This is a genomic window from Gilvimarinus sp. F26214L (assembly GCF_054401055.1).
In genome coordinates this window covers 8060-21380 of the sequence record NZ_JBTIYG010000003.1, presented here as the reverse complement: position 1 = coordinate 21380, position 13321 = coordinate 8060, and the positions used below count along the sequence as shown (strand labels likewise).

At 60.6% G+C, this 13321-nt stretch carries 7 protein-coding genes; 6 read left to right on the top strand and 1 reads right to left on the bottom strand.

The window, feature by feature from the left end:
* The first annotated feature begins 71 nt into the window (after positions 1–71).
* Positions 72–5012 carry an NAD-glutamate dehydrogenase gene (locus tag ACURWW_RS04040; protein WP_445618095.1) on the top strand — a complete coding sequence of 1647 codons (4941 nt, stop codon included), beginning with the start codon at positions 72–74 and terminating at the stop codon, positions 5010–5012.
* Positions 5013–5120: 108 nt separating this feature from the next.
* Positions 5121–6158 (top strand): quinone-dependent dihydroorotate dehydrogenase, encoded by a 1038-nt coding sequence (locus ACURWW_RS04035; RefSeq protein ID WP_445618096.1) that lies wholly within the window; start codon positions 5121–5123, stop codon positions 6156–6158.
* A 122-nt stretch (positions 6159–6280) separates the two neighbouring features.
* Here ACURWW_RS04035 and rmf read toward each other — a convergent pair whose 3' ends face one another.
* Positions 6281–6505 (bottom strand): ribosome modulation factor, encoded by a 225-nt coding sequence (rmf, locus tag ACURWW_RS04030; protein WP_445618097.1) that lies wholly within the window; start codon positions 6503–6505, stop codon positions 6281–6283.
* Between the two features lie 535 nt (positions 6506–7040).
* Here rmf and rlmKL point away from each other — a divergent pair.
* The 4 genes from rlmKL to ACURWW_RS04010 all read left to right on the top strand — a co-directional run bounded on the left by rlmKL (position 7041) and on the right by ACURWW_RS04010 (position 13164).
* Complete coding sequence (rlmKL, locus tag ACURWW_RS04025) at positions 7041–9236, top strand: bifunctional 23S rRNA (guanine(2069)-N(7))-methyltransferase RlmK/23S rRNA (guanine(2445)-N(2))-methyltransferase RlmL (RefSeq protein ID WP_445618098.1); 2196 nt, start codon at positions 7041–7043, stop codon at positions 9234–9236.
* 129 nt (positions 9237–9365) lie between these two features.
* The gene (gene uvrB, locus ACURWW_RS04020; RefSeq protein ID WP_445618099.1) at positions 9366–11375 is read left to right on the top strand and encodes an excinuclease ABC subunit UvrB; all 2010 of its coding nucleotides are present in this window, start codon (positions 9366–9368) and stop codon (positions 11373–11375) included.
* 76 nt (positions 11376–11451) lie between these two features.
* Positions 11452–12555 (top strand): SlyX family protein, encoded by a 1104-nt coding sequence (locus tag ACURWW_RS04015; protein WP_445618100.1) that lies wholly within the window; start codon positions 11452–11454, stop codon positions 12553–12555.
* 24 nt (positions 12556–12579) lie between these two features.
* Positions 12580–13164 (top strand): NAD(P)H-dependent oxidoreductase, encoded by a 585-nt coding sequence (locus ACURWW_RS04010; RefSeq protein WP_445618101.1) that lies wholly within the window; start codon positions 12580–12582, stop codon positions 13162–13164.
* Positions 13165–13321 lie beyond the last annotated feature (157 nt).

Here is a 13321-nt window from a genome sequence, read left to right as displayed (position 1 = left end):
AAAAGGCACAAAGCAGATAGGCAATGGTCTATTCTCTCTTAAACAAAACTCATCAGGAGTGCGGAGTTTCCATGGCTGTTGATACTGAGGAGATCGTCGATAGTGAGGAGTTCGTAGAAAGGGCGAAGGGAATTTTCGCCGAAAGACTGGAAGGGCGCGTCCCGGAATATTTCAACCGTTTTGTGGAGCAGTATTTCCACCTTTATCCGATGGAGGAGCTCATCGGCCGCCAATGGACCGACGTTTTTGGCTGCGTCTATCAGTGGTGGCAATTCATCCAGCAGCACGACCTGCGTCGGCCCAAAATCAAGGTCTTCAACCCCAACCTCGAAGAGCACGGCTGGCTTTCCGAGCACACGGTCGTGGTCATTCTGCAGCGGGACATGCCCTTCCTGGTGGACTCGGTCCGGATGGAGTTCAACCGCCGCAACATCGCCATTCACACCGTAAAAAGCACTCTGCTGTCCGCTCGTCGCAAAGGCGAAAAGCTGCTCGCCCTGCATGACGACTCCAAGACGGAAGATGAGAACTTTGGCAAGGAGGCGCTGCTCTTTCTGGAGATCAATCTCCACACCGACGAACGGGAGTTGCTGGAAATTGCCGAGGCCCTGGGTGGCGTTCTGCGCGAAGTGGAAGTCGCCGTCGATGCCTACCCGGTGTTGATGGAGCAGACCCGCGAGGCCATGGCCAACCTGCAGCTGGCCAAACAGGTGGATCCGGAAGAGGTCCAGCGCAGCAGGGACTTCCTGGAGTGGATGATCGACGGCTACTACACCTTTCTCGGTTATCGCGAATACGATCTCTGTGTTCGCAACGGCACAGAGGTTCTGGTGGAAAACCCGGACCGGCGCATGGGGACCAATCGTCTTTCCAAAGAGCCACCACAGGAGCTGGTTCTGGACGAAAAAAACCCGGGGATCGCCGAGTTTTATGCCTCGCCACGGCTGCTCAGTTTTGCAAAAGCACCGCAGCACTCCCGGGTTCACCGGGCCGCCTATCCGGACTACGTGATCGTCAAGCGCTTCAATGAGGACGGGCAGGTGTGCGGCGAGAGCCGCTTTGTGGGGCTTTATACCTCCGGAGTTTACTACCGCACGCCCACAATCATTCCCATCATCAAAGACAAGATTCGCTACGTACTTGAGAAATCCGGCTGGGACCCCCTCGGCCACGACGGCAAAATGCTTCGCCAGGTACTGGAAACCTTCCCCCGGGATGAGCTCTTCCAGGCCACCGCGGACCAACTCTACGATGTGGCCGTCCGAGTGGCCCAAATCAATGAGCGCTACCGGGTGCGCCTGTTCATGCGCCGCAGTCCGTACGGGGGATTCATAAGCTGCATTATCTACGTGCCTCGGGATCTGTTCAGTACCGAAGTGCGTCTGAAGGTTCAGGACATTATCGGCGAGGCTGTTGGGGCCAGTGAACACGAGTTCACCACCTATTTTTCAGAGTCGATTCTGGCGCGGGTCCACCTGGTGTTCAAAGTCGACCCGGACCACCCGCAGCCCTACGACGTGGCCAGGCTGGAGCAGCGGATCGTCAGCGTGATCCGCTCCTGGGAAGATCACCTGTTCGACTCCCTGACCGAGAACCTGGGGGAAGAAGCGGGCAGCCGCTACTTCAATCAATTCAAGGGCGCTTTCCCGGCCAGCTATCAGGAACACTACGACGCGCGTACCGCGGTACACGATATCCAATCCTTTATCGGGCTTGAGGATTCGCGGGACATCGCACTCAGTTTCTACCAGCCCGTCGGCGCGGCCGAGAATTCCGTGCGTTTCAAGATTTTCAATCTGGACAAATCCCTGGAGCTTTCGGACGTTATCCCGGTTCTGGAAAACCTGGGTCTCAGAGTCCTGGGCGAGCAGCCGTTTAAAATTCGCCGCACGCTCAAGGGCGAAGCGCACACGATCTGGCTGCACGACTTCGAACTGCAACACGATCTGGGCACCAGCGTGGACGTGCAGGCGGTGCGGGCCCATTTTCAGGAAGCCTTTGCCGCCATCTGGCACGGCCAGGCGGACAGCGACGAGTTCAACCGTCTGGTACTCGGTGCGCGCCTCAACTGGCGTGAGGTGGTGGTGCTCAGGGCTTACGCGGCCTACATGAAGCAGACCCTGTTCACCTTCAGCCAGACCTACATTGCCGGCACCCTGGCCCAGCATCTGGATATCACCCGCAACCTGGTGGCCCTGTTCAAGGCCCGCTTTGACCCGCGGCTGCATCAGGGGCGCGGCAAGAGCGCAGAGCGGATCGAGCGCCTGCAGAAGAAGATCGTCCAGGGGCTGGACCAGGTTCGCAATCTGAACGAAGACACGATCATTCGCCGCTACCTGGACTTGATCAACGGCACGCTGCGCACCAACTTCTTCCAGACGGACGCGGACGGCCAGAGCAAAGACTACCTCAGTATCAAGTTCGCGCCCCGGCAGATCCCGGGGATTCCCGAGCCACGCCCCATGTTCGAGATCTTCGTGTATTCCCCGAGTGTGGAAGGCGTGCATCTGCGCGGTGGCAAGGTGGCGCGCGGAGGATTGCGCTGGTCGGACCGGCTGGAGGACTACCGCACGGAGGTCCTGGGGCTGGTAAAAGCCCAGCAGGTGAAGAACGCGGTCATCGTGCCGGACGGGGCCAAGGGCGGCTTCGTGGCCAAGCGCCTGCGCGGAGACTTCAGTCGCGAACAGATCCAGAACGAAGGCATCGAGTGCTACCGCACCTTCATTCGCGGCCTGCTGGACATCACCGACAACCTGGTCGAAAACAAGATCCTGCCCCCCGAGAAGGTGGTTCGGGTGGATGGCGACGATCCCTATCTGGTGGTGGCGGCGGACAAGGGCACGGCCAGTTTTTCCGACATTGCCAACCGCATCTCGGCTGAATACGGGCACTGGCTCGGTGACGCCTTTGCGTCCGGCGGCAGTCAGGGCTACGACCACAAGAAGATGGGCATTACCGCGCGCGGGGCCTGGGTGAGCGTACAACGCCATTTCCGAGAGAAAGGCGTGGACGTGCAAAGCCAGGATTTCACCGTGGTGGGCATTGGCGATATGGCCGGTGATGTGTTCGGCAACGGCATGTTGCAATCGGAGCACATCTGCCTGGTGGCGGCCTTTAACCACCGGCACATTTTCGTGGATCCGCACCCGGACCCGAAGGCGGGCTTCGCCGAGCGTCAGCGCCTGTTCAACCAGCCCAAGAGCAGCTGGACCGACTACGACGCCAGCCTGATCAGCGCCGGCGGCGGAGTCTTCTCCCGCGATGCCAAGTCCATCCGCATCTCCCCGGAGATGAAACAGGTATTCGCCATTACCGAAGACGAACTGACGCCGGCCGCGCTGATCCGCGGCCTGCTCAAAGCGCCGGTCGATCTGGTCTGGAACGGCGGCATCGGCACCTACGTCAAAGGTGCACGGGAGACTCACGCCGAAGTAGGGGACAAGTCCAACGACACCCTCAGAGTCAACGGCAGCGATCTGCGCTGTCGTGTGTTCGGCGAGGGCGGCAACCTGGGCATGACCCAACTGGGGCGGGTGGAGTACTGCCTTTCCGGCGGTGCCTGTAACACCGACTTCATCGACAACTCCGCGGGTGTGGATTGCTCGGATCACGAGGTCAACATCAAGATCCTGTTGAACGAACTGGTTTTGAACGGCGACCTCACCGAGAAACAGCGCAACAAGTTGCTGGCGGATATGACAGAAGACGTTGCCGCTCTCGTGCTGAGCAACAACTATCTGCAAACCCAGGCCATCAGCCTGGCGGAAAGTCAGGTGATGCAGCGCATGGGGGAATACCGACGCCTGATCCAGGCGCTGGAGGACGAAGGGCGGCTGGATCGGGAACTGGAATTCCTGCCCGACGATGATGCTCTTGCGGAGCGGCAGGCCAACGAGCAGTCCCTCACCCGGCCGGAATTGTCCGTGCTTGTCTCCTACGCCAAAGTCAAGATGAAGGAGGAGCTTGCGGTTCCCAGCCTGACGGATGACGACTACGTGGCGCAAGCCCTGGAGCGACCCTTCCCGAATGTGCTCGTGGAACGCTACCGGGAGCCGCTGTACGCCCATCGCCTGCGTCCGGAGATCATTGCCACTCAGGTGGCCAACGACATGATCAACAATATGGGCATTACCTTCTGCCATCGTCTGGCAGAGTCCACCGGGGCCAAGTCTCCCAGCGTGGCAAAGGCCTATATCGCGGCCCGGGACATCTACAAGTTGAACAGCTTCCGCAGTCAGGTCGAAGCACTGGATCTGGAGGTTCCCGCACACCTGCAACTGCAGTTGCTGAACAGCATGGTGCGCAAGGTGCGGCGGGCCACTCGCTGGCTCCTTCGCAACCGGCGCGGCAGCCTGGATCCCCGGCGCGAAATCGATCAGTTCGGCCCGGTGATGGAGGAGCTTGGCGAAGCGATGCCGGACGTTCTGCGCGGTGCCGCTCGCGAGGAATGGGACCGGGAATACAGCCGTCTGGTGGCCCTGGGGGTTCCGGCTGGAATCGCCGCGGGCGCGGCCATGCCCGCCAACCTGTACAGCGGGCTCGGAATGGTGGAGGCCGCCCGCCAAAGTGGCACCGATGTGCTGCGCGCCGCGGAGGTTTTCTTCCTGCTGGCGGATCGCATCAACCTGCACTGGTTTGCCAACCAGATCGCGGAGGCCAGGGTGGAAAGTTACTGGCAGGCCATGGCCAGGGAAGCCTACATGGACGACCTGGAAGCCCAGCTGCGGATGCTGGCGGTGGCGATCTTGCGACTGGCCGGGGACCGAATGCCCATCGACAAGACCATCGACTTGTGGTTGCGGCAGCAGCGTGCTCTTGTGGACCGCTGGATCGGGATGGTCAATGAACTCCAGGGCGGTGCCGGCGGTGACTTTGCCATGTACTCCGTGGCGCTGCGCGAGCTTCTCGATCTGGCCCAGACCACCCAGCATATCGAATCCCTGGAAGCTCCTGAAGGAGAGGAGCCGCAGGATGAGCCCCAAGAGGATATACGGCGCGCCGGCGCTGGATGATCCACCCGCTGCCAGCCGCCGCGTCCGCGCGGAACGGCTGGCAGCGGATCGACCTGAACGGCCAGTTGCGGTAAGCTGCGCGCCGCACACTGGCCGTTGAAATTTCCTATGTATTCTCTCCTTCGCCCCCTGTTTTTTCAGCTCGATCCCGAACTGACACACCACCTGGCACTCGGCTCACTGAATGTGGCAAGTCGGCTGGGACTGGCCCGGCGGCTGGTGCCGGAGATTGCGCCGCAACCGGTGCGCGTCATGGGCCTGGAGTTTCCAAACCCTGTGGGACTGGCAGCGGGCCTGGACAAGAACGGGGACTACTTCAACGCGCTGGGGGAACTCGGCTTCGGGTTTGTGGAGATCGGTACCGTGACGCCCCGGCCCCAGCCTGGAAACCCCAAGCCGCGGCTGTTCCGTCTGGCGGAGCATGAGGCTATTCTCAATCGCATGGGTTTCAACAACAAGGGCGTGGACTATCTGGTGGAGCGCGTCAAACAGCGCCGCTTCCGGGGCATTCTCGGTATCAACATCGGTAAAAATGCCACCACTCCCGTGGAGGAAGCCGAGAATGATTACCGCATCGGCCTGCAGAAGGTCTATCCCTGGGCCGATTACATCACCATCAATATCTCCTCGCCCAATACGCCGGGACTTCGTGCACTGCAATTTGGCGAGCAGTTGCAGGCGCTGTTGCACACCATTAAGGCGGAGCAGGGCAAGCTTGCCGGCGAGCACCAGCGCTACGTTCCCATCGCGGTAAAGATTGCGCCGGACATGAATGAGGCGGAGATCCGGCAGGTGGCTGTCACACTCCTGGAAGCCGGCATCGATGGCGTGATCGCGACCAATACCACGCTCAGTCGGGACGCGGTTGCCGGCCATCGTTACGCGGCTGAAGCGGGGGGGCTGAGCGGTTTCCCTGTGGCTAAACGCTCCACGGAAGTGATTGCACAACTGCACACCGAGCTGGGGGGGCGGCTGCCGATCATTGGTGTCGGCGGCATCATGAGCGGAGCGGATGCCCGGGAGAAAATTGCAGCGGGAGCGAGCCTGGTACAGTTATACAGCGGCCTGATTTATCGGGGGCCGCATCTGGTGTTTGAGGCGGCGGACGCAATTGCGTCCGCACATCGCTCAAAGGGCGCTGGCTAGGCGCCGGCCCGCGGGAGGCGGGCTCAAGTTACGCCGGTTGGTTACGGCGTGTGGGGGTGGGCGTTTGCGCGCCCGGTCCTGTTGAGGAGACAGGAATCAGTTTGTCTGTTGTTTATCGCGGTTTACGGCAGGTGGTTACTCATTTGCAGGTTACTCAACCTCTGAGCCTGTGCTGCACGATTGAATCCATTCCAGTGATCTTCGCGCCCTTCACGCCAACCGTTTAACCATTCGTGGCGAGCCGGACCGACGTCGTAGGGGCACAGGCTGCGCGAGCGCCCCATAACACCGGCCTGATAGCCCTTGCCGAAAGCACGGTCCGCGTGATTGCGTTTCTGGCGTTTCATAGTGGTGAGCACCTCCCAGAGTGGCTGTTGATCGGGTCAGCATCACGGCGCGAGGCAGGGACCCGTTCCCACATCGCACGCCTTGAATTGCCGTACCCAATTGCTGTTCTGACATCGCCCTTGTGAACCTCCAGCGATCAGTTGATACCGGCGGAGCCGGCAGGGAGTTCGTCCGGGGAGTGACAAACCCGCGGACGGATTACAATGTCGCGAGTGCTCGCGAATTGATGTTGCAGTCCCCGGCCGGGTGCCGGCGGCTGCAAGGGGAACAGCTCATCGCGGCTGCTGGCAGCAGCTCTGCAAAGACCGGAGCCTCTGCAGGGATCTGGTGATCCCCGGGGTGCGTCGGGAGGCAGGGAGAGATGCTTCGCGCGACGCAGGGACTGGCCGGGGATCGCCGGATCAGCCGATGGGCCGAGTTTCAGTACACACAAATTCTGCGACCTTGTGAACGATTTAATAGTCATATGGTTCTGGCCGGTTTATGGCCCCCCGGCATATTGCCTAACCACCTGAATACAAAGGAAATTTGTTGTTGGATAACGCGCCCGTCAAACAGCCTCTCTTTATAACCTGTCCCAAGGGCCTGGAAAGCCTCCTCCAGGAGGAACTCACCGATCTGGGCGGCGAACAGGCGCGCCAGACCGTGGCGGGCGTCGAGGTGCAGGGCGACCTGGGCTTTGCCTATCGGGTGTGTCTCTGGTCCCGGCTTGCCAACAAGGTGTTGCTGCCCCTGGCGCGCTTTCCGGCCAACTCGGCGGAAGAACTGTACGCGGGCGTCTACGCCATCGACTGGGCCGAGCATCTGAGTGCCACTGCCGGACTGTGGATTGATTTCGTGGGGAGCAACCACGCCTTGCGCAACAGCCAGTTCTCCGCCCAGAAGGTGAAGGATGCAATTGTCGACCGGCTCCGCCAGCCGGACGGTACCCGCCCCACTATCACCCGGGAGCGCCCGGACCTGATCGTCAACGTGCGCCTGGGCAAGCAACAGGCTACGGTCAACATTGATCTCAGCGGCGCCAGCCTTCACAAGCGCGGCTACCGGGTGGATTCGGTGGTGGCGCCCATGAAGGAAAACCTCGCCGCCGCTCTGTTGATTCGCGCCGGCTGGCCCCAGCTGCAGAGGGAAGGGGCCGGGTTCATCGATCCCATGTGTGGCAGCGGGACGCTCCTGATCGAAGCGGCCCTGATGGCAGCGGACATCGCGCCGGGAATCTGGCGGGAGGGCTTTGCCTTCGAGCGCTGGCGACAACACGATGCCGGCCTGTGGGCAGAGCTCAAGGAACAGGCGGAGCAGCGGCATCAGCAGGGCCTTGCCCGCGAGCTGCCGGAAATTCGCGGCTACGATGAAAACACCCTGGCAATCCGTGCGGCGGAACGCAACATCGAGGCCGCGGGTTTGGAGCGAATTATCCGCGTGATGCGCAAACCCCTCGCCGATTTCAAGCGCCCGACCCACGCGCCCCTGGACCAGGGGCTGCTGCTTACCAATCCGCCTTATGGTGAACGCCTGGGTGAGCACCGGGCGCTCATTCCGCTCTACCGCCAGCTTGGGGACATCCTGAAAAGCGACTTCCCGGGCTGGCGCGCCGGGGTCTTTACCGGCAACCCGGAACTGGGCAAGGCCATGGGCCTGCGCAGCTATAAAAAGTACAAGCTGTTCAATGGCAAAATCCCCAGCGAACTGCTGCTGTTTGACGTAAAAGCGGAGTACTTCGTCCGGGACGGGCAGGTCCGTGAGGGGCAGGGGGGCGACCGGTCGCCCCGGCTCGATGGCGAACTCAGCGAAGGCGCCCGGATGCTGGCCAATCGCCTGACCAAGAACCGCAAACAACTGGGCAAGTATTTCGAGCAGCGGGATGTGAATTGCTACCGCGTTTACGATGCTGATTTGCCGGAGTATGCTTCGGCGATTGACCTGTACGGCGACTACATCCATGTGCAGGAATACGCACCGCCCAAGTCCGTGGACCCGGTGAAAGCCGCGGAGCGGCTGGCCGAGACTCAGGTGGCGGTCGCCCATGTATTCGGTGCGGATGTCGGGCACATCAGCATCAAGCAGCGCCGCCGCACCAAGGGTAAATCCCAGTACGAACGCCTGCAGGATGATTCCCTCCAGCGGATGGTCACGGTGCAGGAAGGCAAGGCCCGCTTCCTGGTGAACCTGTGGGCCTACCTGGATTCCGGGCTTTTTCTGGATCACCGCCTGGTGCGCCAGAAGGTGGCCGAGCTCGCGCTGGGCAAACGCCTGCTGAATCTGTTCTGCTATACCGCGAGTGTCACCGTGCAGGCCGCCATCGGCGGTGCGGCGTCCAGTGTCAGCGTCGATATGTCGAAAACCTATCTGCGCTGGGCGAAACGGAATTTTGAGCTCAATAAACTGAGCGACAAACACGAACTGGTTCAGGCCGATTGCCTGAGCTGGCTTGAGAACTGCCGGGAAGGTTTTGACGTGATCATGCTGGACCCGCCCAGCTTCTCCAATTCCAAGCGGATGGACAATGTCCTCGATGTGCAGCGGGACCATGTCAAGCTCATCCGCCGCTGCATGGAGTTGCTCAAGCCCGGCGGAACCCTGGTGTTCTCCACCAATCTAAGGCGTTTCAAACTGGATCATGACTCCCTCGCGGCATTTTCCATTGAAGACTTCACCCGGGCCAGCATCGACCGGGATTTTCAGCGCAATCCATCCATTCACCAGTGTTTTCTCATCACGGCCACCCGCTGAGTGACCGCGGGAAGAACCAGTACGTCCGCCAGCACTATTATTGCGAGTAAAAGTACCACCAGTAAAAGTACTGCCAGCACAAGTACCACCCGAAAACGTATCACCAGCTAAACCATCGCCGGAAAGACTATGTCCAAACCATTCAAAGTACACAGCCGATTCCAACCCGCCGGGGACCAGCCCAAGGCCATTGATTCCCTCGTTAAGGGGCTGGAAGCGGGGCTCGCCCACCAGACCTTGCTGGGGGTGACGGGTTCGGGCAAGACCTTCACCATTGCCAACATCGTTGAGCGGGTCCAGCGGCCCACCATGGTCATGGCCCCAAACAAAACTCTGGCGGCGCAGCTCTACGGCGAGTTCAAGGAGTTCTTTCCGGAGAACTCAGTGGAATACTTTGTTTCCTATTACGATTACTACCAGCCGGAAGCCTACGTTCCGTCGTCGGATACCTTCATCGAGAAGGATGCGTCCATTAACGAGCACATCGAACAGATGCGCCTGTCAGCCACCAAGGCATTGATGGAGCGGAAGGACGCGATCATCGTCGCTACGGTTTCCGCCATCTACGGCCTGGGTGACCCGGATTCCTATTTCCGGATGGTTCTGCACCTGGTGCGCGGCGATCGCATGGACCAGCGCAAGATTCTGCGACGTCTGGCCGAACTGCAATACACCCGCAATGACATGGATTTTCGCCGGGCCACTTATCGGGTGCGCGGCGACGTGATCGATATCTACCCGGCCGACTCCGATCAGGAAGCGCTGCGCATCACTCTGTTCGACGACGAGGTGGAAGGGCTCACCTTGTTCGATCCGCTCACGGGCGAGGTTCTGCAGAAGGTTGCCCGCTACACGATCTATCCCAAGAGCCACTATGTCACACCGCGCGAAACCGTGCTCGGCGCCATCGACCGGATTCAGGACGAATTGAAAGAACGCCTGGAATACCTGCGCAAGAACGACAAGCTTCTGGAAGCCCAGCGGCTGGAACAGCGCACTCGCTACGATCTGGAGATGATGCGCGAGCTTGGTTACTGCACCGGCATCGAGAACTATTCCCGCTACCTTTCTGGCCGCGACAGCGGCGAGCCGCCACCCACGCTGTTCGACTACCTGCCCCACGATGCATTGCTGGTAATCGACGAGAGCCATGTGTCCGTGCCCCAGATCGGCGCCATGTACAAGGGAGATCGCTCCCGGAAAGAAACATTGGTGGAGTACGGGTTCCGCCTTCCCTCGGCCCTGGACAACCGCCCGCTTCGATTTGATGAGTGGGAGAACCTGGCGCCCCAGATGATCTTCGTATCCGCAACCCCGGGACCCTACGAAGGAGACCACGCAGGGCAGGTTGTGGAGCAGGTGGTCCGGCCCACCGGTCTGGTGGACCCGACCATCGAGGTGCGTCCGGCCAGCAGCCAGGTGGACGACGTGTTGTCGGAAATCGGCAAGTGCGTCGCCAAAAACGAGCGGGTGCTCATTACGGTACTCACCAAGCGCATGGCGGAGAACCTCACCGAGTTCCTGGCCGAACACAATGTGCGCGTGCGCTACCTGCACTCGGACATCGATACCGTGGAACGGGTGGAGATCATTCGCGATTTGCGCCTGGGTGAGTTCGACGTGCTGGTGGGCATCAACCTGCTGCGCGAAGGCCTCGATATGCCGGAGGTTTCCCTGGTGGCCATCTTCGATGCGGACAAGGAAGGCTTCCTGCGTGCGGAGCGTTCACTGATTCAGACGATCGGCCGTGCGGCCCGTAACGTCAATGGCCGCGCAATCCTGTACGCGGACAACATGACCGGCTCCATGGAGCGCGCCATCAAAGAGACCGAGCGCCGCCGCGCCAAACAGGTGGCCTTCAACGAAGAACACAACATCACGCCCATGGGCATCAAGAAGCGGGTGAAGGACATCCTGGAAGCGGGTGCGGTGCCCGGCAAAGGGGGTGGTCGAAAACGGCAGGCGGTGGCGGAGCGCTACTCCGATTACGAAATGGGTGAACTGGCATCACAGGACGTGTGGAAGAGCATCGCCAAACTGGAAGACAAGATGTTCCAGGCCGCGAAGAACCTGGAGTTCGAGGAAGCCGCCAGAATCCGCGACCAGATTGCCCGCTTGAAGCTGCAGGCGGAGGGATAGGAACACCGAAGACGAAAGAAAGTGGACGTGCGATAATTTCCTATCGTTAAAGAGTCCGATCCACCGAGGCGCGCCTATGCAGTACAACACTTTGAAAACAAGCAACGACCGGGGCGTGCTGACGCTCACGTTGAACCGCCCGGAGCAGCTCAACGCCTTCACAGTGGAAATGGCCCGGGAGCTGATCGACTTTTTTGAAGCGGTCAATCGCGACGATGAGGTCAAGGCAATCGTCGTCACCGGTGCCGGCCGGGCGTTCTGCGCAGGTATGGATCTTTCGGCCGAAGGCAATGTGTTCGGCCTGGACGAAAGTCTTCGCCCCCGCATGAGCGACATGGAACAGCGCTTCGACGATCCGGCCATTGTGGACGGCGTGCGGGACACGGGCGGTCGGGTGTCCCTGGCGATATACAACTGCTGCAAACCGGTGATCGCCGCCATCAACGGGGCGGCGGTGGGCATAGGGGCTACCATGACCTTGCCCATGGATATCCGCCTCGCATCGGACAAGGTTAAAGTCGGCTTTGTGTTCGGCAAGCTGGGGATCGTGCCGGAAGCCTGCTCCACATGGTTTTTGCCGCGGCTGGTGGGGCTGTCCCAGGCTTTGGAGTGGGTGTACACCGCCGACATCTTCGATGCGCAAGAGGCGCAGCGGGGCGGTCTGGTGAAGGAGGTGGTCCCGGGGGATCAGCTCCTGGAAGCAGCTCACGCGCTGGCGAGAAAGATCGTTGATGCCCGCTCCCCGGTGGCGGTCGCTCTGGCTCGCCAGATGCTGTACCGCAATTCCGCTCAACGCCACCCGGTGGAAGCCCACAAGGTGGACTCTCTGGCCATGTTCTACACCAGCATTGGTGATGGCAAGGAAGGCGTGGAAAGCTTTCTCCACAAGCGCGCCCCGCAATTTACCTCCCGGGTGAGCCGCGACATGCCGCCGTTCTACCCCTGGGAGCAGCCGGAACAGCGCGACACCCACCTGGAAGAGCAGGTGATCGAGCTGGAAACCCGCATCCAGTTCCAGGATGACGCGCAACACAAGCTCGATGAAGTCATCATTCAGCAGGGCGAAATCATCGACCGCCTTGCACGCAAGGTAACGGAGCTGGAGGACAAACTCGATCAGCTTCGCCACGAGGGGCCCCAGTCCCAAATGTTGCACGACGAAAAGCCCCCACACTACTGACGCAGCAACTTCCGGGAGCGCACCATGAAACGGATTCTCGTGATTCAGGGCCACCCCGACTTCCATACGTCTCACCTTGGCCACGGGCTGGCAAACGCCTACGTACAGGGCGCGGGCGCGGCAGGTCATGAAGTGCAGCAGATTGCCGTCGCCAAACTTGACTTCAGCATGGTGCGCAGCCAGAAGGAGTGGGCTGAGGAACAGCCGCCCCAGGACATACAGGCCGCGCAGGAAGCGATTGGCTGGGCGGAGCACATCGTCATTTTTTATCCTCTCTGGTTGGGCACCATGCCCGCCATTATGAAAGCGTTTCTCGAACAGGTGATGCGGCCCGGCTTTGCCCTGGACGACGCTGGCGAGCGGGGCACCCCGAAAAAGCGTCTGCACGGCAAAAGTGCCCGCGTAGTCATTACTATGGGAATGCCGGCCGTGGCCTATCGCTGGTTCTTTCGCGCCCACAGCCTCAAAAGCCTTGAACGCAACATTCTGAAATTCGTGGGAATCAAGCCCGTCCGCGAAACCCTGATCGGAATGGTGGAGAACGCCAGTGCCAAGCAGCGTGCCCGGTGGATGAAGAGCCTGCAAAACCTTGGAGCCCGCGCCGCCTAAAACCTGAAGTACCGGGCGGCCCCTGTTGGGTTACGGCCTTCGGCCTAACCCAACCTACAGGTGCTATTGTGGCAATCATCGTAGGTTGGGTTAGCGCAGCGTAACCCAACAATGAACGCCAGCCGCTGTGTAAAACGTGAAGTACGGGGCAGCTCTG

Excerpts from the sequence above, each read along its gene's own strand:
- ACURWW_RS04040 (WP_445618095.1), top strand. The coding sequence starts at position 72 with ATGGCTGTTGATACTGAGGAGATCGTCGATAGTGAGGAGTTCGTAGAA.
- ACURWW_RS04035 (WP_445618096.1), top strand. The coding sequence starts at position 5,121 with ATGTATTCTCTCCTTCGCCCCCTGTTTTTTCAGCTCGATCCCGAACTG.
- rmf (WP_445618097.1), bottom strand. The coding sequence starts at position 6,505 with ATGAAACGCCAGAAACGCAATCACGCGGACCGTGCTTTCGGCAAGGGC.
- uvrB (WP_445618099.1), top strand. The coding sequence starts at position 9,366 with ATGTCCAAACCATTCAAAGTACACAGCCGATTCCAACCCGCCGGGGAC.
- ACURWW_RS04015 (WP_445618100.1), top strand. The coding sequence starts at position 11,452 with ATGCAGTACAACACTTTGAAAACAAGCAACGACCGGGGCGTGCTGACG.
- ACURWW_RS04010 (WP_445618101.1), top strand. The coding sequence starts at position 12,580 with ATGAAACGGATTCTCGTGATTCAGGGCCACCCCGACTTCCATACGTCT.